Source organism: Claveliimonas bilis, from assembly GCF_020892095.1.
GTDB lineage: Bacteria > Bacillota > Clostridia > Lachnospirales > Lachnospiraceae > Claveliimonas > Claveliimonas bilis.
Window position 1 is genome coordinate 2215802 of record NZ_AP024845.1, and the last position, 17960, is coordinate 2233761.

A 17960-nucleotide genomic window follows, 5' to 3' on the forward strand; every position below is an offset into this window, starting at 1 on the left:
CATGCTGGAAGAATTGGAACAGGTACTGCCGGGCGACATAGAAAAGAGAAGTTTTGAGATCATTACAGAGGAATTGGGGGAAAGAACTTTTGATCCTCTGGAAGAACCCATTATCAAGCGATGCATTCATACCAGTGCAGATTTCGACTATGCGGATCAGCTTTACTTCTCACCCGGCGCGGTAAAGATTGGAATAGAAGCTATAAAAAAAGGAGCCCGGATCGTGACAGATACCAATATGGGAAAAGCAGGAGTCAACAAGACAGCCCTTGGTAAATTTGGCGGGGAAGTGCTGTGCTTTATGGCAGATGAAGATGTGGCAGAGGCGGCAAAAAGAGAGGGAACCACCCGGGCAGTAGCCAGTGTGAAAAAGGCCGCTGCTCTGAAAGCTGCAGGGACTGCAGAGGCAACAGAAAAGCCCATGGAAGAGCGGGAGAAAAGGAAGCAGGAGGAAGAGCGTCCTCTTATCCTGGCAGTGGGAAATGCGCCCACGGCTCTGATCGAAGCCTATGAGCTGATCCAAAAAGGCAGGTTTGCACCGGATCTTGTGATCGGCGTGCCGGTTGGATTTGTCAATGTGATCCCGGCAAAAGAACGGATCATGCAGGCGGGAGTTCCCTGTATTGTGGCAAGGGGACGAAAGGGCGGAAGCAATATTGCGGCAGCCATTTGTAATGCATTAATCTATATGGCGGCAGGAAGACAGCGGTAATTTAAGAATGCCGAATGTCATGCAGATAGATTTATTCAAAAAATAGGAGGAAGGCAAAATGAAAATCGTATTGTTGGAGAGTCTGGGCGTGTCAGACTCAGTTATGGAAGGTTATGCAGCGAAGCTGGAAGAAATGGGACACAGTTTTGTGGCTTATCCAAAGGACACAGATCCTAAAGTCCAGGTAGAAAGAAGCAAAGATGCAGATGTTCTGATGCTGGCAAATATGCCCCTTGATGCATCTGTTATTGAGGAGGCTTCTTCCCTGAAATTTATTGATGTAGCGTTTACCGGCGTGGATCACATTCCGGTGAAAGAGGCAAAGGCGAAAAGTATTGCCATCAGCAATGCTTCCGGCTATGCGACACAGGCAGTGGCAGAACTGTGCATCAGTTTTATGATCCAGCTCCTTCGCAACGTAGGAAAAACGGAAGAGCGGTGCCGGGAAGGCGGGACGAAGGATGGTCTCATCGGCAATCTTCTGTGTGGAAAGACAGTGGGAATCGTAGGCGCAGGAGCCATTGGAAAGAGAACAGCAGCCCTCTGCAAAGCATTTGGCTGCCGTGTCATTGGATTCAACAGAAGTAAAATTATAGATCCGGTCATCGATGAACAGGTGAGTCTGGAAGAACTGTTAAAACAGTCAGATATCGTTTCCCTTCACTGTCCGCTGACCGAGGAAACAAAAGGAATGATCGGAGAAGAACAGCTGAAAATGATGAAGAAAACCGCTCTCCTCATTAACACGGCAAGGGGAGCAGTAGTGGATTCCAAAGCTCTGGCAAAGGCTCTGGAAGAAGGGCAGATTGCAGGAGCGGCAAGCGATGTCTTTGAGATGGAGCCGCCCCTTCCGACCGATCATCCGCTTCTTAAAAGCCCCAACACCATTGTGACGCCTCACATTGCATTTGCGTCGAAAGAGTCAATGGAGCAAAGAGCAGAGATCGTATTTGACAATCTTTATTCCTGGCTTGCAGGAGAGCAGAAAAACGCAATCTGATTTTAATGTTCTGCTAAATGGCTGCTAAACAGGCTGTGCCTGGAGAGCGTGGCGCACATAGAGTTCACAGATGGACTCATATTCGCCCAGACCTTTCAAAATGCAGGTAGCCTCATAGCCGCGGGACTGAAAGATGGATTTCCAGGAATCCTCATCCTCACCGGCAAGATCGTTGGAGGCGTGATCTCCCGCCACCAGCATAAGCGGCGCAAGGTAGACATGGCGGTAACCTTTGCCTTCCATCAGGCTAAGAACAGCATCAAGATCCGGATAAGCCTCCACTGTGCCTACATAGACATGGGGATGGCCCGTCTGCTTAAAGGCGTAATCCAGCGCCCCGTAGAGCATATTGGCATAGTGGGTGCTTCCGTGGCCCATGAATACAAGAGCTTCCTGTTCCGACAAGGCAGGGAGCTCTTTTGTTAAAGCGTCGATCACATAAAAAAGATCCGAAGTATCCGTAAGGAGAGGGGCGCCGAAAGAAAGACTGGAAAAATGTTCCCGGAAGGAGAGTACGTCCGCCTTCATGAGATCATTTTCCACCCCGTTCATAATGTGGGTGGGCTGCACAAGAAGATCCGTAAAACCTTCTTTTACAATATCCTCCATAGCTTCCTTTACGTTGGGGATGATAATGTGGTCCCGCTCTCTTAATTTTTTCAAGATCATGCCGCTTGTGTAGGCATGGAAAAACTTCCTGTCCGGAAACTTCCGGGCAAGAATTTTCTCGATATGTTCAATGTTTTTTTCTCTTGTTTCTTTATAGCTGGTGCCAAAGCTTACCACCAGCAGAGCTTTGTTTGTCATAGATTTTTCCTCCATGTGGGTAAATAGGAACTGTCAGTAGTATAACGGAGGTTTAAGAAATAATCAATTAGGGCAGAAAAAAATTCGCAGAGTTACATACTCTGCGAAATCGTAAATATTATACCTCATCTGTATTTGTTATTCAACAAAAAGATCAGAATTGCCATGATTTCCACAGGTTTTCGCATGTTTTCGCGTAGAAATGTGTAGAAAGCAGGCCTTTTTCGACATTTGAAGTTTCCTGTTTCTTCTATAATATAGTATAAAAATAGTTTCTGTGTATCAGCCGCAATTTAAAGCTTTTTCGCCTTTTTCGATTTCGCAGAGTATGTAACTCTGCGAAAATGAGGAGTGATTCTATGTGGTGTATACTGAAATGTCACCCCGGAAAAACAGAAGAGGTCATAAAGTCATGCAGAAGGCAGATTTCACATCAAATTTTGCGTGATATTTTTGTGTTCACTTCCGACAGAATGAAGCGGTACGAAGGTAGCTGGCATATGGAAAAAAGGCAGCTTTTCCCAGACTGTATCTTTGTTGAGACAACGGATCCTGCCGCTTTGTCGGAACAATTGGAACCCTGCCGCAAGTTTCTTCAGACTTCCGAGGAGGGCGGACTGCTTTGGGCTGTGCCTGCAGATGCGGAAGAGTTTTTGAAAAAACTGTGCGGAAAAGAGCATCATCTTTGTATGTCTCAGGGATATATCCGTGATGGAATCACCCATGTCATCCATGGCCCGCTGGTGGGAATGGAACGACGAATCCGAAAAATAGACCGCCATAAACGTACGGCAAATGTGGAAATGCCTGCCGGAGGATTAGGAACCTTTCTTCAGGCAGGTTTAGAGATCACTTCAAAAAGTTAAGCAGGTGATCGGATAAAAACCAGAGTCAGGATCTTTTTCTGTAGTGTGTGCTATGGGAATCGTGGATTGTGGTCATAAATTTGCGTATAAAAAGTTCGGAGTATGACGCTTCATACTGCGGATATGGCGAAGCATACCCAAAAAGGAGCATACATATGTGGTATGTGATTCAGACAACAACAGGACAGGAAGAAATCCTGGTAGAGATGATGAGGAAAATCCTCTCCAAAGAACTTTACAGGGATTGCTTCTATATAAAAAGGGAATGTGCCATAAAACAAAAAAGTAGCTGGGAGATCTGCCAAAAGGCATTGTTTCCCGGCTATGTCTTTATAGACACAGATTTCCCCAAAGAATTGTATTATGAATTAAAGAATGTACCGAAGCTTACAAAGCTTTTGAAAAATGAAGAGGAAGTTTTTCTTAAGGTAGAAGAAGAGGAACAGAAATTTCTGGAAAACATCCAGAGCGAAGGACATCTTGTCCGGCGCTCACTGGTAAAGCTGGATGAAGAAAAGCAGATCGTGGCAGCAGAGGGAGCAGTAGGAAAATATTTTGCGTATATCATCAAACAGCGGATCAGGAAGCGCTACGTGCTGATCCGTCAGCAGTTTCTGGGAAAGGACCGGGAGATTATCCTTGGTATCCGGCTTGAGAATGATCCGGAAGGAAAAAGGTAGAAGAAGTAAAAGAAATATAGAAGAACCAGAGAGGAAGGCAAAGCCTTCCTATTTTTGTGGAGAAAAATAAGAGCAGCATCAAGAGTTTAAAAATGAGGCTGCAGAGGATGAGAGGAAAAGATGTTTAAGAAAGGAAAAGATTTTAAGGCTTTTGAATCAAAAGTCTGGCTGAGTAGTCCAACCATGCACGGCCCGGAAATTGAATATGTGAAAGAAGCCTATGAGACAAACTGGATGTCTACAGTGGGACAAAATATCAATGAAGTGGAACGCATTGCCTGTGAAAAGACAGGGTGTCATTATGCAGTGGCACTTTCAGCAGGAACGGCAGCGCTGCATATGGCAGTTAAGCTGGCAGGAGTTCAGCCTGGAGAAAAGGTATTTTGCTCAGATATGACATTTGATGCCACAGTAAACCCTGTTGTTTATGAGGGCGGAATACCGGTATTTATTGATACCGAATATGACACCTGGAACATGGATCCCGTTGCTTTGGAGCAGGCCTTTCGTCTGTATCCGGAAGTGAAAACAGTCGTTGTGGCTCATCTGTATGGAACGCCGGGAAAAATCGATGAGATCAAAGAAGTGTGCGACCGGCACGGGGCAATCATCATCGAAGATGCAGCAGAATCTTTTGGAGCAACTTATAAAGGCGTGCAGACAGGAACCTTCGGTACATACAACTGTATTTCCTTTAATGGGAACAAGATTATTACAGGATCTTCCGGAGGGATGCTCCTGACCGATGACAAAGAAGCAGCGGAAAAGGTGCGGAAATGGTCCACTCAGGCCAGGGAAAATGCTCCCTGGTATCAGCATGAAGAGCTGGGATACAACTACCGCATGAGTAATGTGATCGCCGGAGTGGTGAGGGGACAACTTCCTTATCTGGAAGAGCATATTGCACAGAAGAAAGCAATCTACATGCGTTATAAGGAAGCATTCCAACGCGCAGGTCTTCCGGTGGAAATGAATCCTTATGACGAAAAAAGCAGCGAGCCGAACTTCTGGCTAAGCTGTCTTCTGATCAAGCCGGAAGGAATGTGCAGGCAGATGCGGGGAGAGCAGGAGGCATTGTATCTTCCGGAATATGGGAAGAGCTGCCCCACAGAAATCCTGGAAACACTGGCAAGCTATAACGCAGAAGGAAGGCCTATCTGGAAACCGATGCATATGCAGCCCATTTACCGGATGAATCCGTTTGTGACAAGGGAAGGTAACGGAAGGGCAAAGACCAATGCTTATCTTGCTGGAGGAGCAGTTGGAAAAGACGGAAGAGCGCTGGATGTAGGAATGGATCTCTTCCAGAGAGGACTGTGCCTGCCGAGTGATAACAAGATGACGGCTGGGGAGCAGGAGCAGGTTATTGAGATTGTGAAGGGATGTTTTGAGTAGAGGAAATATGAGAAAAAAAAAGAAGGTTGTAAATAGACAGGGATTTTATAGCAGATATATAAAACGCCCTTTGGATTTTATTTTTGCACTGGTCGGACTGATTGTAATATCTCCTGTTTTGTTGATTGTTGCTGTGTTAGTAAAAATTAAATTGGGTTCCCCAGTAATTTTTTCGCAGGAGAGACCTGGCTTAAACGGAGAGATATTCAGATTATACAAATTTCGTACGATGACGAATGAAAGGGATGAAAACGGAGAGTTGTTACCAGATGATGATAGACTCACAAAATTTGGAAGAATGCTAAGGTCAACATCGTTAGATGAACTTCCAGAACTTTGGAATATTCTGAAGGGTGATTTGTCCATCTGCGGACCGCGTCCATTGTTAGTTTCATATCTTCCTTTTTATACGAAAGAGGAACGGCATAGGCATGATGTGAGACCTGGATTGACAGGATTGGCGCAGATTAATGGGCGTAATACATTAACTTGGGAAGAAAAGTTCCATTATGATATTGAGTATGTTCAGAATGTTAGCTTTTTAAAAGATCTTTCCATTCTTTTGAAAACAGTAGGAAAAGTTTTAAAACGTTCGGATATACTTGTTGGAAAAGAATTTAAGGTAGGCAAACTGCTTGAAGAAAGAAAAGATTGGATTATTACTTCAGAAGGAGCAATTAAGGCAAAGAAAAAATCTGTTATTGAGGAGGAGAAATGATTATTATAAGTTATGAGGATATCGATTTGAGAGAATTTGAAAAATCGGATATTCCGCAAAAAGTAGAATGGATTAATAATCCTTTAAATAATCAATATCTGCATTATGATATCCCGCTTAAAGTGGATAAAACATTACAGTGGTTTTATGAAAAAGATAACAGTCGAAGAATGGACTGTATAATAGAGCATAAGGGAAAGCCGGTTGGGCTTATAGGATTGATTCAAATTGATAGAATTAATTCTAAGGCTGAATATTATATTACTATAGGAGAAACACAATATAAACATAAAGGCATTGCAACTAAGGCAACTAAGGCTATTTTAAATTATGCGTTCTCGAATTTGAAATTGCATAAAGTTTATTTAACAGTTGATGCAGAAAATAAACAGGCCATCCAATTGTATGAGAAAATTGGATTTAAAAGAGAAGGCTATTTTATAGATGACCTGTATCGGTCAAAAAATGGACAATATATTGATCGAATAAGATATGCTGTTGTCCAAAGAGACTAAAAATTTATTTCTAGATATTTGACCGAATGAAAAGGGAAATAGCTATTTTACATATATTTTCTTTGTATCTAGAACAGATTTGTACTGGTAAGGTTTAGTTATAAACAACTAATATTGTGGAGATAAGAGGCAGATATAGATATTTGCATAGTATAAAAAATTCTAGGTAGAAAGTAAGTCATTTATAACAGTATTTATGAATATATAGAAGAACATATTATGTGTATAAAGGATATAAGAACTGAAAATAGTTTATTTATATCAGAAATATATTGATGATGAAGATGGACGGATAGTTTTGGTATACCAGAAACAATAGAAGAAATTTTGATGAATTATGGATAAGTGAAAAATACTTTTCATGCATGCAGGGGAATTGCCCCTGTTTTTTGTTGGTTTGAGGGAAGGAGAGAATTTTGAATATATTAATTCTAAGTGTAGGAACTAGAAATAAAATAGTTCAGTATTTTAAAAAAGCGTTAACGACAGAAAATGGTGATAGACTTGGCTATGTTATTGCTACAGATATGAGTGAGTTTGCTCCAGCAGTTTATGAGGCAGACAAGTTTTATCAAGTCCCGCGTATGACAGAGTCAGGATATATGGATGTTATTTTTGATATTTGTAAAAAAGAAAATATTACTGCGGTTCTGAGCTTGATAGATCCTGAACTTAGTCTTTTAGCAAAAAACACGGCAGAATTTGAAAAGTTAGGAGTAACAGTGATAGGTTCTTCTTATGAGCTCTGCGAGATGAGTCTGGATAAGATGCGAATGTTTAAGTGGCTGACAACACATGGATACAAAACAGCACGGAGTTATACAGACAAAGATACGTTTAAAGAAGACATTATTAAAGGAAATATTACATATCCTGTTTTTGTAAAACCGGTAAGGGGAAGTGCGTCTATTTCGATTAGCAAGGTGAATGATATAGAGACGATAGATTTGCTTTTTCGGCATGATGATAATCTGATGATTCAGGAATACATGAAAGGACAAGAAATAGGAGTAGATGTTTATATTGACTTGCTTAGTGGTGAAGTGATATCAATTTTTGCCAAAAAGAAAATGCTTATGAAAGCAGGAGAAACGGATAAAGCCGTTTCTTTTGAAGATAAAAAATTATTTAAGCTGATTGAGCGATTTGTAAAAGAAGCAGGCTATAGAGGACAGATTGATATTGATATTTTTGAAATTGCTGGAGAGTATTACATTTCTGAAGTTAATCCTCGATTCGGGGGAGGATATCCACATGCTTATGAATGTGGATGTGATCATATGAAGATGATTGTATGCAATCTTAATGGCAAAAAAAATGAAAAAAATATTGGTTGTTATAAAAAGGGAGTTTATATGATGAAATATAGTGAGGTTATGATAAGAAAGTAGAGTATTATGAAGATATTATTTCTTACAACAGGAACTTTTGGGAGTATTAATGATAAGGGATTATATCCGGATTTATTAAGAGAATTTACAAAAGGAGGGCATGATGTATATATTGTAAGTGCCCGGGAGAAAAGAGAGGGATTTAAAACAGAACTTGTAGATGAGGGTATGGCCAAGCATTTAATGGTAAAAATAGGAAATATAACAAAAACAAGTTTTATTGAAAAAGGAATATCAACAATTTTAATTTCATCACAGTATAAAAGAGCTTTGTGCAAGCATTTAGTGGGTGTTAAATTTGATTTGATTTTGTATTCTACACCACCTATTACCTTGGGATCACTGGTTTCGTTTATTAAGAATCGTGATAATGCTATTACATATTTGATTTTAAAAGATATTTTTCCACAGAATGCGGTAGATCTTAATATATTAGAAAAAAGTGGACTTAAAGGGTTTTTATATAAATATTTTCGGAGAGTGGAAAAGCAGTTGTATAACATTTCGGATTACATCGGATGTATGTCACAAGCAAATGTAGACTATATTCTAAAGTTTAATCCAGAACTTGACAAAAATAGAGTTCAAATTTGTCCTAATAGTATTGAAATACAAAATAAGGAAATTTCCTTGTATAAAAAAAGACAAATACGTGATAAATATGGAATACCGGGAGACAAACTTGTTTTTGTATATGGTGGTAACTTAGGAAAGCCGCAAGGAATTCCTTTTTTAATAGAATGTCTTAAATCACAAATAAATAATGAAAAAGCATTTTTCCTTATTGTGGGAAATGGTACAGAATATAAAAGATTATCCTCTTTCTTTAAAAATGAAAATCCCTCAAATATGAAATTAATGCAACGGTTACCAAAAGAAGATTATGAAACGATGATAGCAGCTTGTGATATAGGAATGATTTTTTTAGATCATAGGTTTACAATTCCTAATTTCCCGAGTAGATTGCTATCATATATGCAAGCGAAACTTCCAGTTTTAGCAGTCACCGATCCTTATACAGATCTTGGAAAAGTAATTATTGAAGGCGAATTTGGTTGGTGGTGTGAAAGTAATAGTGTAAAGAATTTCCGAGAGGTTATACATACTATTTTTAAATGTGATAAACGAGTTGACATGGGTAAAAATGGTTGGGAATATTTGCATAATTACTATACGTCAGATAGGACATACCGAGCTATTTGCAATCAGATTATAAATCAGAAGTAGATAAGGAGATAAAAAGAATGGAACCTATATTAACGATAGGAATTACATCCTATAAAAGAGTAGAAGAATTAAAAAGATGTATTCAAAGTATACAAACTAAATATGTGGATGATATTGAAATATTAATTAGTGAAGATCATTCTCCGTTATCGCATGAAATACAAAAAGTAGTATGTGAGATCAAAAAAGGAAGTAAATATAACATCTCTTTTTCTGTAAATGAAAAGAATTTAGGATATGATATGAATTTAGGCATGATTATACAAAAAAGTCGTGGAAAATATATATTCTTTTTGAGTGATGATGACATGGTATATATGGATTCTTTAGATGAAATTATTTCTTTGTTAAAGAAAAATAGGAATTATGGAGTTGTATATGCACCTTTTGTATACAAAAACACTGGAAAAAAGGATAGAAATAGAGAAAAAAATTTCGAAATAGCTCCAGGAATTAAAAATGTAAAACGCTATATATATGATTCTATTTTGTTTTCAGGGTTGGTGTTTCGAAGAGAATATATTCAGAAAATAGATGCTTCACGTTTTAAGAATATGAATTACTTCCAGGTATATCTTTTTATGACTATGTTATATCAATATGGAGGATATTATGTAAAAAATCCATCTATCCTATGTGTGGGGGATGGTGAGAATGCTTATGGAATTGCGGAATCTAGTGGAGGAAATAGCAAAATAGCAGATAGAACCAATATAAAATCAAATCTTGAATTTAATAAAACATTATTTGAGGTGATTAGGATGTTTGATAAGGATCACGATACAGACGTGTTTTCAGATTTTGAAAAGCAGTATACATTGCATTCTTATTCAGGATTGTCATTAGCTAGAGAGAGAGGTATTGACTTTTTTAAAGAATATTGGGCTATATTAAATAGCCTAGATATCCATCTTGGATTTCCTGCAAAAATATATTATATACTTTTGCTTTTGGGAGGAAAGAAAAATATTGATCAATTGTTATCGGTATTTAGACGGAGAATAAAAAAGGAAGATTAGTGATGAGAATATGTGCAGGAATAGTTTTATTTAATCCTGATGTCGAAAGGCTAAAAAAAAATATTGAGGCTATTATTTGGCAAGTGGAGAAAATATATATTATTGATAACGGTTCGAGAAATCAACATGCTATTAGAAAATTAGTAAATTCATATGGCACAGTTTCTTTAACTATAAATAGTGATAATTTAGGGATTGCTAAAGCGTTAAATCAGATGTGTAGTCTTGCGATTGAAGATAATTACCAATGGATTTTGACATTGGATCAAGATTCAATTTGCTCTGTTGGTATGTTGGATATCATGAAAAATTATGTAAATAATAAAAATATAGGAATAATTTGTCCTGATATCTATTATGAAGGGAGGAAAATGCGAGAGAAAAAGGCAAAGAAAAAAATAGAATTTGTCTCTGCCTGTATGACGAGTGCTTCGTTAACTAATCTTGTAGCGTGGAAAACGGTGGGAGGTTTTTGTGATGATTATTTTATAGATTATGTAGATAATGAGTTTTGTATGAAACTATGTCTCCATCATTATAAGATATTAAGAGTCAATAATTGTATTTTGAATCATCAATTAGGACAAGCGCAGCAGGGGAAATTTTTGGGAATTTTTAAGTATAGTTACTCTTTCCATACCCCTATCAGAATGTATTATATAACAAGAAATAATTTAGCTTTTATAAGAACATATTCTAAAAATCTAAATATAGTAAAAGAATATATCAAAGTAATATATATATTAACAAAAAATTTATGGGTATCTAAGCAAAAAAGCGTAACACTTAAATACATTTTTTTAGGTATAAAAGATTATAGAAATAAAAATATGGGAAAATGTAAAATCGTGTATTAGTTATAAGGTTGAATAATAATGAAGTATCAAGAATCAGAATTAAGTTTGAATTTACAATATTTAAATCAATTATTAATAGATAAGGAACATTCATTGGAATATCGACAGGGTAAAAAAGCTCTCATGATAAAAAATGCTTTAAAAAAGAGAAATTTATCATTTTTTATTAATCATTTAAAAGTGAAGTTGTTTCGGAGTAATTATTATAGCTTATCAGGTAATTATAGGTTTCAATCGCAAGAATGTTTAGAAGAATACGATAGCCTTCCTAGAATTGCAGTTTATACATGCATTGTAGGGAATTATGACGAGATAATGGAGCCTCTATTTGTGAATAGTAATGTAGACTATTTTATTTTTACAGATCAATCTATTGGTAGTAAATCAAAGTGGAAAAAAATAGATATAACTAATTTGAAGGAATATTCTTATAATAATGGAACAATATTGAATCGAAAAATAAAAATATTGCCATATAATTATTTGGAAAATTATGATTATTCTATTTATATAGATGGCAATATTCAAATAGTTGCCGATTTAATTCCACTAATATTGAAAATGGGAGGTAGAGCACTAGGCGTACATACACATGCGATCAGAGATTGTATATATAAAGAAGTAAGTGGTGTCGAATTATTACATAAAGCTGATCCACAAAAAATTTGTCAACAAATAGATAGATATAGATTGGAAGGTTTTCCTGACAACTATGGGTTGTTTCAAAATTCCATTCTTATAAGGAATCATAATAGTACAAGTGGCAAAGAATTAATGAATTTGTGGTGGAAGGAATATTCTAAAGAGTTTACAAGAGATCAAATATCTTTGCCGTATGCCATTTGGAAGATGGGATTGGATTCATCAGAGATTTTTGTCTTGGGAAGAGATGTGTACCAAAATCCACGCTTTAGGATTATTAATCACCGATAGGAATGCAGAGGAACTATGAATATTTTATTATTATCAGTATTGTCAGGTTTGTTATCAGCGTTTGCTTATAAAACATCCGCACTAAAACTTTTATCACCAACATTTTTGAGTTCAGGAATGTTTTGTGGGTTTTCTATTATATATATATTGTCATTCAATTTTATTGGACAGGATATTAAGACAAAAACAGTTATATATATTTTGTCATCACTTTTTTTAACCTATGTTGGTGAATTAATAGCGAATAGATTTACAGAAAAAAAAAGTTTATTGAATAATTCTTCAAGCATAAGTATAGCTACAACAGAATATAGAAGATTTTATGTGCCATCTTTTAAAGTGACATGTATTATAACTGCAGTCATGCTGATAGTTGCAATAATTCGATTTGTCAATTTGAGATATTTTGCTTCCCAATACGGGAGTTTTAATGACTTTATGTCTATGATGTCAACTGCAAGAATAGCTGTTAACCAAGGAGAAGATTTTAATCTTAGCAGTGGGATTATTGCACAGATAGTGTACTTATCGACAGGTGTGTGTTTTTTTTATACATACATATTTTTGGAACAGATTATATTACTTAAAAGTAAAAAGTATTACTTGCTATTGCCTATAATTTTTGATTGTTTAATTGAATTTTCCACAACAGGACGTACTTCTATAATCATGATAGTAATTGGTTTTATCGTATCTTATTTTCATATTTTAGTTACACATAATAAAGGATACAAGTTGCGATTAAGCAAAAAATTATATATATATATTTTTCTATTTTTAGTCGTCTTTTTTATATATGGTGGTTTGAGAAAAGGGAATAATGCTAGTGAAGTAATAGATGAGATAGTAGGATCAATAGTGAGTTATTCTTGTGCTGGAATTTATGGATTGGATTATTATTTAGAACATCCGTGGTCCCCTAACTCTTATTTTGCAGCATATACAGGAAGGAATATATACAGTCTTTTGGGGATTGAACATAATTATATACCGGATGCCAATCTCCCATTTTATTTTTTCGGCGATGGAGGAGGTAGCAATATCTATACATCACTTGTATTACCAATTCAGGATTATGGAATCGGAGGACTTTTTATTACAAGAGTGATATTAGCTATTATTTCTACTTGGATATTAAATGTTTATTTACGTAAGGATACATCAAAAAGATCAATATATATATATAATTTACTAGCTATTTTTATTGTTAATGGTTATATTAACACCCCGATTGCGGATCGTTTCTATACTTTTTTCTTAAATCCAATGCTTTTAATTAGATATGTTGTCTATTTGTTGGGATTTGTATGGTTGATGACAAGAGTAAGAATATATTTAAAAAAATAGAGATAGAGGTTATATACAATGAACATAAAGTACGAATTAAGTAAATTAGTACCAGATAGAATTTACCTGAAAATTTTTTTTAAAAAGCTAGTGGGGGAGAGATTGAACTTAAAAACCCCAGAAACTTTTAATGAAAAAATCCAATGGTTAAAATTGTATGATAGAAATCCCCAATATACATTTATGGTAGATAAAATTACAGCTAAGGAATATGTCGCTTCAGTTTTGGGAGAAGAATATATTATCCCTACATTGGGAGTATGGGATAAATTTGATGATATTAATTTTGATAAATTGCCAGAGCAGTTTGTGTTAAAGTGTAATCACGATAGCGGAGGTTTGATTGTTGTTAGAAATAAAGAGCAATTAGATTTAGAAATGGCAAAAACAAAAATAGAGAAATGTTTAAAAAGAAACTATTTCTACATCGGAAGGGAATGGCCTTATAAGCATGTTAAACCTAAGATTTTTGCCGAAAAGTATTTGGAGGCACCGCATGAAGGGATACGGGATTACAAATTTTTTAATTTTAATGGGGTTTCAAAATTTATATACATATCAGAAGGATTAGAAAATCATGCTACTGCCAAGATTTCTTTTTTTGATTTCGAAGGACGTCAACTGCCTTTTAAAAGATTAGATTATAAGCCGTTTGAAGGAAACTGTGTTTTACCAGATAACTTTGAGAGAATGCATTATTTGAGTGATGAGTTGGCTCGTCAAATAGGAAGCGCTTTTGTTAGAACTGACTTTTATAGTTTAAATGGTAATATATATTTTTCAGAAATCACCTTTTCGCCTTGCAGTGGAATATTACCATTTGATCCCCCGGAGTGGAATAAAATTTTAGGGGAATGGATAAGCCTTCCTGAAAAAAAGAGAAAGTAGTTGTTAATGATTAAGTATTTATAGAATTTGAGGAAGATTAATGGAATATAATTATATACTTATTAATTATAGTAATGAAATATATAAATATTATTATAAAGATATCAATCAGTTAGACTACGCATATTTTGATTATGGTTATCCTTATGTCAAAGTGTTCCAGCTATTAATGAAAATCCATCTTTCTTCTAAGATTAATAGAATAATGAAGTTGCCAGGGAAAGAATTCTGGATAAAGAGGCATATTAAGAAGCTTAGAAGAAAGTATAAAAAAGTAGAGGGGAAGAAGAAATTTTGCTTTATTCTTTTTGCAGATTGTTTAGGCATGGAAAAATACGGGTTAAATAAGTGGATAAAATATTATTTTCCAAGAGCAAAAATAGTGTATTACTTTCAGGATATTATAGAAAAAGATCCCCTAAAAATTAGTCTGATTACAAATAAAAGAAATATGGTTGACTTAATAATGACATATGATAAAAAGGATGCAGAAAAGTATGATTTATATTATCATAATTTACCTTATTCTAAATTGTCAAAGTTAGAGTATAAAGAAGGAACGATAAAGTATGATTTGATTTTTGTTGGACTGATAAAAGATAGATATGAAGAGATTAGAAAAGCATTTGATATATTGTCTGAGAAAGGACTAAGATGTTTTTTTTATTTAGTGGATTTCGGAAGAAGCAGAGAACTATCAATCGGTTCTGATTTTATTATAGCAAATAAAAATATGTCATATTTTGAATATTTAAATCTTATAAAACAAAGTAAGTGTATTTTAGAAATTATACAAAAAGGTAGCAGTGGTAATACTACACGGGTAAATGAAGCAATTGAATTTGATAGATATTTGCTGACTAATAATCTTTCGCTTTCTTCTGATGTGTTGTTTGATCCGAGATATATGTATATATATGAGGATTTAAATACTTTTGATATCGGCAAGCTGAACGGAAAAGTAACTTATGAAAATAAGGAATTGTTAACGCCTCATACATTTTTACAAGATATAGAAAGTGAATTGAATAAACAAGATGCTAAAAAAATTAATTAGTAATTATAAACAATTGTCCAATCCGGTCAAAGCAGCCTTTTGGTTTACTATTTGCAATTTATTATTAAAAGGCATTAGTTTAATAACTGTGCCGATTTTTACTAGAATGCTTTCTGAAATTGAATATGGAAAGCTTTCTCTATTTGTGTCTTATGAACAGTTTTTTTTGATTTTATCTACGTGGGAAATTCAAAACGGAGCTTATCAAAAAGGTATTTTCAAATATAAAGATAATATAAAAAATTATACAGCAGCTACTATAAGTTTAGTTAATTTACTTACTGTAGCTTTTTTTTGTATAATTTTTTTATTAATAACTCCGATTAGTAATTTCACGCAGATTTCGGCCGATATTTTTATAGTTTTGTGTGTCTATTTTATTGTCCGTCCTGCGTATGATTGTTGGTTGATAAGACAGCGAACGGAGTATAAATATAAAAATGCTGTTATACTTACCTTATTATATTCACTTGCGAATGTATTTATCCCTATATGTGCTCTGAAAGTAATAGGAGAAACGGCACAGATAAAATATGTTTCAGGCCTTATTATTTCGATACTTATCTGCTTGGGATTTTATGTTTTTAGTCTGGTCCCGTTAAAAAGTATATGGAAAGATAAAAAAAGAACCGTAGAACAATGGAGCTTTATGCTTAGATTTGAAGGGCCATTAGTTCTACATTCATTATCGTATTTAATTTTAAATCAATCAGATAGAGTAATGATAGGTAAGCTTGTTGGTAATGCTCAAGCTGCTTATTACAGTATAGCATATAACTTATCAACTGTTATTGTTTTATTTCAAAATTCTATTAATCAAGCTTTGCTTCCGTGGAGATACCAGATGTTGGAAGAAAAAAAATATAAACAAATGAAAGAAGTAAATACTAATTTGTTAATTATATTTGCAATGGGAATTTTATTATTTATCCTTATATGTCCAGAAATAATGAGGGTATTGTTTACAGAAAACTATTATGAAGCTGTGTGGTGCATACCGCCTATTAGTCTAAGTGTATACTTTATGTTTTTATACACAATTTTTGTGAATATAGAGACATATTTCGAAAAGACCCAATATGTCATGTACGTGTCTGGTACATGTAGCATCATTAATATAATTTTAAATTACTTTGGAATAATATATTTTGGTTATATTTCATGTGCTTATGCTACTTTAGTATCATACATTCTATTTAGTATAGGACATTATTATTTTATGAAACGGACTCTCGAGAAAAATGACATAAAATCAAGTGAAATTGTTGATTCCAAAATGTTAATTTTTATTAGTATCCTTATAATAATTATTACTATTTTATTTATATGTTTATATAATTATTATATTTTACGATGGGCAGTTATTGGAATGTTAGTACTTTTAATAGTCATGAAGCGTGAAAAAATTTATGGAATTTTAACAATGGTTAGAGGAGAAAAAGAATGAAAAATAGTTTAAAAGGTCAAACAATACTGATTACGGGAGCTGCTGGATTTATTGGTTCTAATTTAGTGTTGGCGCTTCTTAAAGATGAAGAACCAGTTAATATAGTAGGCATAGACAATATGAACGACTACTATGATGTTTCGATAAAAGAGTATAGGATAAAACAAATTGAGTCCGTGTTAGCCTCTCATTCAGAGAGTACATGGACTTTTATTACGGGAACTATTTCTGATAAAGAAATAGTTCAGAAAATATTTACAGAGTATAAACCTTCTGTAGTTGTGAATTTAGCAGCTCAAGCAGGAGTTCGGTATTCAATTATTAATCCAGATGCGTACATCGATTCCAATATAATAGGTTTTTATAATATTTTAGAGGCGTGTAGGCACTCCTATGATGGCGGAGAAACAGGAGTGCAACATTTAGTTTATGCCTCTTCTTCTAGTGTGTATGGTTCTAATAAGAAAATTCCTTATAGTACAGAAGATAAAGTGGATAATCCAGTTTCGCTTTATGCTGCCACTAAGAAAAGTAATGAATTAATGGCTCATGCTTATTCAAAATTATATAATATTCCCTCTACGGGGCTTAGATTTTTCACAGTATATGGTCCTGCTGGACGTCCAGATATGGCATACTTTAGCTTTACTAATAAATTGCTTGCAGGAGAAACTATTCAGATTTTTAATTATGGAAATTGTAAAAGAGATTTCACTTATATTGATGATATAGTGGAAGGGATAAGGCGAATTATGCAATCGCCACCACAGAAAAAAATTGGAGAGGATGAATTACCAGTACCGCCATATGCTATCTATAATATTGGTAACAATAAACCGGAAAATTTGTTAGATTTTGTAAAAATTTTACAGGAGGAACTTATAAGAGCAGGGGTGTTGCCAGAAGAGTATAATTTTGAAAAGCATAAAAAATTAGTGGCAATGCAGCCAGGAGATGTACCGATCACCTATGCAGATACCACTGCTTTAGAGAATGATTTTGGCTTTAAGCCATCTACTAACCTGCAGGAAGGATTGAGAAGATTTGCTCAATGGTATAGAGAGTTTTATATGGATAGATAGTATAAAAGTCAGTAAGAGA

Annotated in this window: 18 protein-coding genes; 17 read left to right on the forward strand and 1 reads right to left on the reverse strand. The window is 34.9% G+C overall.

Annotated elements, in window-relative coordinates; all coding sequences use genetic code 11:
* Position 1: 1 nt before the first annotated feature.
* On the forward strand, positions 2-712 hold the full coding sequence (locus EUBC25_RS10795) for a precorrin-8X methylmutase (protein ID WP_230105490.1): 711 nt from the start codon (positions 2-4) through the stop codon (positions 710-712).
* Positions 713-770: 58 nt separating this feature from the next.
* Complete coding sequence (locus EUBC25_RS10800; RefSeq protein ID WP_230105491.1) at positions 771-1712, forward strand: 2-hydroxyacid dehydrogenase; 942 nt, start codon at positions 771-773, stop codon at positions 1710-1712.
* Between the two features lie 24 nt (positions 1713-1736).
* On the opposite strand, the gene EUBC25_RS10805 is transcribed toward EUBC25_RS10800, so the two are convergent.
* Positions 1737-2519 carry a sirohydrochlorin cobaltochelatase gene (locus EUBC25_RS10805; RefSeq protein ID WP_230105492.1) on the reverse strand — a complete coding sequence of 261 codons (783 nt, stop codon included), beginning with the start codon at positions 2517-2519 and terminating at the stop codon, positions 1737-1739.
* A 500-nt stretch (positions 2520-3019) separates the two neighbouring features.
* Here EUBC25_RS10805 and EUBC25_RS10810 point away from each other — a divergent pair, with 500 nt between their 5' ends.
* The 15 genes from EUBC25_RS10810 to EUBC25_RS10880 all read left to right on the forward strand — a co-directional run bounded on the left by EUBC25_RS10810 (position 3020) and on the right by EUBC25_RS10880 (position 17941).
* Entirely contained in the window at positions 3020-3385 is a 366-nt protein-coding gene (locus tag EUBC25_RS10810; protein ID WP_331471458.1) for a hypothetical protein, read from the forward strand.
* A gap of 155 nt (positions 3386-3540) precedes the next feature.
* Positions 3541-4065 carry a transcription termination/antitermination NusG family protein gene (locus EUBC25_RS10815; protein WP_230105494.1) on the forward strand — a complete coding sequence of 175 codons (525 nt, stop codon included), beginning with the start codon at positions 3541-3543 and terminating at the stop codon, positions 4063-4065.
* Positions 4066-4185: 120 nt separating this feature from the next.
* Positions 4186-5460, forward strand: coding sequence for a DegT/DnrJ/EryC1/StrS family aminotransferase (locus EUBC25_RS10820; RefSeq protein WP_230105495.1), 1275 nt, complete (start codon positions 4186-4188; stop codon positions 5458-5460).
* Between the two features lie 7 nt (positions 5461-5467).
* Positions 5468-6178, forward strand: a complete 711-nt coding sequence (locus tag EUBC25_RS10825; protein ID WP_230105496.1) for a sugar transferase — start codon at positions 5468-5470, stop codon at positions 6176-6178.
* Positions 6175-6693 carry a GNAT family N-acetyltransferase gene (locus EUBC25_RS10830; protein ID WP_230105497.1) on the forward strand — a complete coding sequence of 173 codons (519 nt, stop codon included), beginning with the start codon at positions 6175-6177 and terminating at the stop codon, positions 6691-6693. Before EUBC25_RS10825 ends, EUBC25_RS10830 begins: the two co-directional genes overlap by 4 nt.
* A 416-nt stretch (positions 6694-7109) precedes the next feature.
* Positions 7110-8084 (forward strand): ATP-grasp domain-containing protein, encoded by a 975-nt coding sequence (locus EUBC25_RS10835; protein WP_230105498.1) that lies wholly within the window; start codon positions 7110-7112, stop codon positions 8082-8084.
* A 6-nt stretch (positions 8085-8090) separates the two neighbouring features.
* Positions 8091-9311 (forward strand): glycosyltransferase family 4 protein, encoded by a 1221-nt coding sequence (locus EUBC25_RS10840; protein WP_230105499.1) that lies wholly within the window; start codon positions 8091-8093, stop codon positions 9309-9311.
* Positions 9312-9328: 17 nt separating this feature from the next.
* Complete coding sequence (locus EUBC25_RS10845; RefSeq protein WP_230105500.1) at positions 9329-10330, forward strand: glycosyltransferase family A protein; 1002 nt, start codon at positions 9329-9331, stop codon at positions 10328-10330.
* A 2-nt stretch (positions 10331-10332) separates the two neighbouring features.
* Positions 10333-11187, forward strand: a complete 855-nt coding sequence (locus tag EUBC25_RS10850) for a glycosyltransferase family 2 protein (protein ID WP_230105501.1) — start codon at positions 10333-10335, stop codon at positions 11185-11187.
* A gap of 18 nt (positions 11188-11205) precedes the next feature.
* Entirely contained in the window at positions 11206-12120 is a 915-nt protein-coding gene (locus EUBC25_RS10855; RefSeq protein ID WP_230105502.1) for a glycosyltransferase domain-containing protein, read from the forward strand.
* Between the two features lie 15 nt (positions 12121-12135).
* The gene (locus tag EUBC25_RS10860) at positions 12136-13467 is read left to right on the forward strand and encodes an O-antigen polymerase (RefSeq protein WP_230105503.1); all 1332 of its coding nucleotides are present in this window, start codon (positions 12136-12138) and stop codon (positions 13465-13467) included.
* 18 nt (positions 13468-13485) lie between these two features.
* A complete protein-coding gene (locus tag EUBC25_RS10865) occupies positions 13486-14355 on the forward strand; it encodes an ATP-grasp fold amidoligase family protein (RefSeq protein WP_230105504.1) in 870 nt (289 codons plus the stop codon).
* Between the two features lie 40 nt (positions 14356-14395).
* A complete protein-coding gene (locus tag EUBC25_RS10870; protein ID WP_230105505.1) occupies positions 14396-15412 on the forward strand; it encodes a WaaS/CpsH family glycosyltransferase in 1017 nt (338 codons plus the stop codon).
* Entirely contained in the window at positions 15393-16859 is a 1467-nt protein-coding gene (locus tag EUBC25_RS10875) for a lipopolysaccharide biosynthesis protein (RefSeq protein WP_230105506.1), read from the forward strand. The genes EUBC25_RS10870 and EUBC25_RS10875 overlap by 20 nt, the downstream gene beginning before the upstream one ends.
* Positions 16856-17941: an NAD-dependent epimerase/dehydratase family protein gene (locus tag EUBC25_RS10880; RefSeq protein ID WP_230105507.1), complete on the forward strand. Its 1086-nt coding sequence runs from the start codon at positions 16856-16858 to the stop codon at positions 17939-17941. Before EUBC25_RS10875 ends, EUBC25_RS10880 begins: the two co-directional genes overlap by 4 nt.
* The last annotated feature ends 19 nt before the right edge of the window (positions 17942-17960 follow it).

What these genes read in the sequence shown, in the direction of transcription:
- EUBC25_RS10795 (WP_230105490.1), top strand. Translation starts at nt 2, where the DNA reads ATGCTGGAAGAATTGGAACAGGTACTGCCGGGCGACATAGAAAAGAGA.
- EUBC25_RS10800 (WP_230105491.1), top strand. Translation starts at nt 771, where the DNA reads ATGAAAATCGTATTGTTGGAGAGTCTGGGCGTGTCAGACTCAGTTATG.
- EUBC25_RS10805 (WP_230105492.1), bottom strand. Translation starts at nt 2,519, where the DNA reads ATGACAAACAAAGCTCTGCTGGTGGTAAGCTTTGGCACCAGCTATAAA.
- EUBC25_RS10810 (WP_331471458.1), top strand. Translation starts at nt 3,020, where the DNA reads ATGGAAAAAAGGCAGCTTTTCCCAGACTGTATCTTTGTTGAGACAACG.
- EUBC25_RS10815 (WP_230105494.1), top strand. Translation starts at nt 3,541, where the DNA reads ATGTGGTATGTGATTCAGACAACAACAGGACAGGAAGAAATCCTGGTA.
- EUBC25_RS10820 (WP_230105495.1), top strand. Translation starts at nt 4,186, where the DNA reads ATGTTTAAGAAAGGAAAAGATTTTAAGGCTTTTGAATCAAAAGTCTGG.
- EUBC25_RS10825 (WP_230105496.1), top strand. Translation starts at nt 5,468, where the DNA reads ATGAGAAAAAAAAAGAAGGTTGTAAATAGACAGGGATTTTATAGCAGA.
- EUBC25_RS10830 (WP_230105497.1), top strand. Translation starts at nt 6,175, where the DNA reads ATGATTATTATAAGTTATGAGGATATCGATTTGAGAGAATTTGAAAAA.
- EUBC25_RS10840 (WP_230105499.1), top strand. Translation starts at nt 8,091, where the DNA reads ATGAAGATATTATTTCTTACAACAGGAACTTTTGGGAGTATTAATGAT.
- EUBC25_RS10845 (WP_230105500.1), top strand. Translation starts at nt 9,329, where the DNA reads ATGGAACCTATATTAACGATAGGAATTACATCCTATAAAAGAGTAGAA.
- EUBC25_RS10850 (WP_230105501.1), top strand. Translation starts at nt 10,333, where the DNA reads ATGAGAATATGTGCAGGAATAGTTTTATTTAATCCTGATGTCGAAAGG.
- EUBC25_RS10855 (WP_230105502.1), top strand. Translation starts at nt 11,206, where the DNA reads ATGAAGTATCAAGAATCAGAATTAAGTTTGAATTTACAATATTTAAAT.
- EUBC25_RS10860 (WP_230105503.1), top strand. Translation starts at nt 12,136, where the DNA reads ATGAATATTTTATTATTATCAGTATTGTCAGGTTTGTTATCAGCGTTT.
- EUBC25_RS10865 (WP_230105504.1), top strand. Translation starts at nt 13,486, where the DNA reads ATGAACATAAAGTACGAATTAAGTAAATTAGTACCAGATAGAATTTAC.
- EUBC25_RS10870 (WP_230105505.1), top strand. Translation starts at nt 14,396, where the DNA reads ATGGAATATAATTATATACTTATTAATTATAGTAATGAAATATATAAA.
- EUBC25_RS10875 (WP_230105506.1), top strand. Translation starts at nt 15,393, where the DNA reads ATGCTAAAAAAATTAATTAGTAATTATAAACAATTGTCCAATCCGGTC.
- EUBC25_RS10880 (WP_230105507.1), top strand. Translation starts at nt 16,856, where the DNA reads ATGAAAAATAGTTTAAAAGGTCAAACAATACTGATTACGGGAGCTGCT.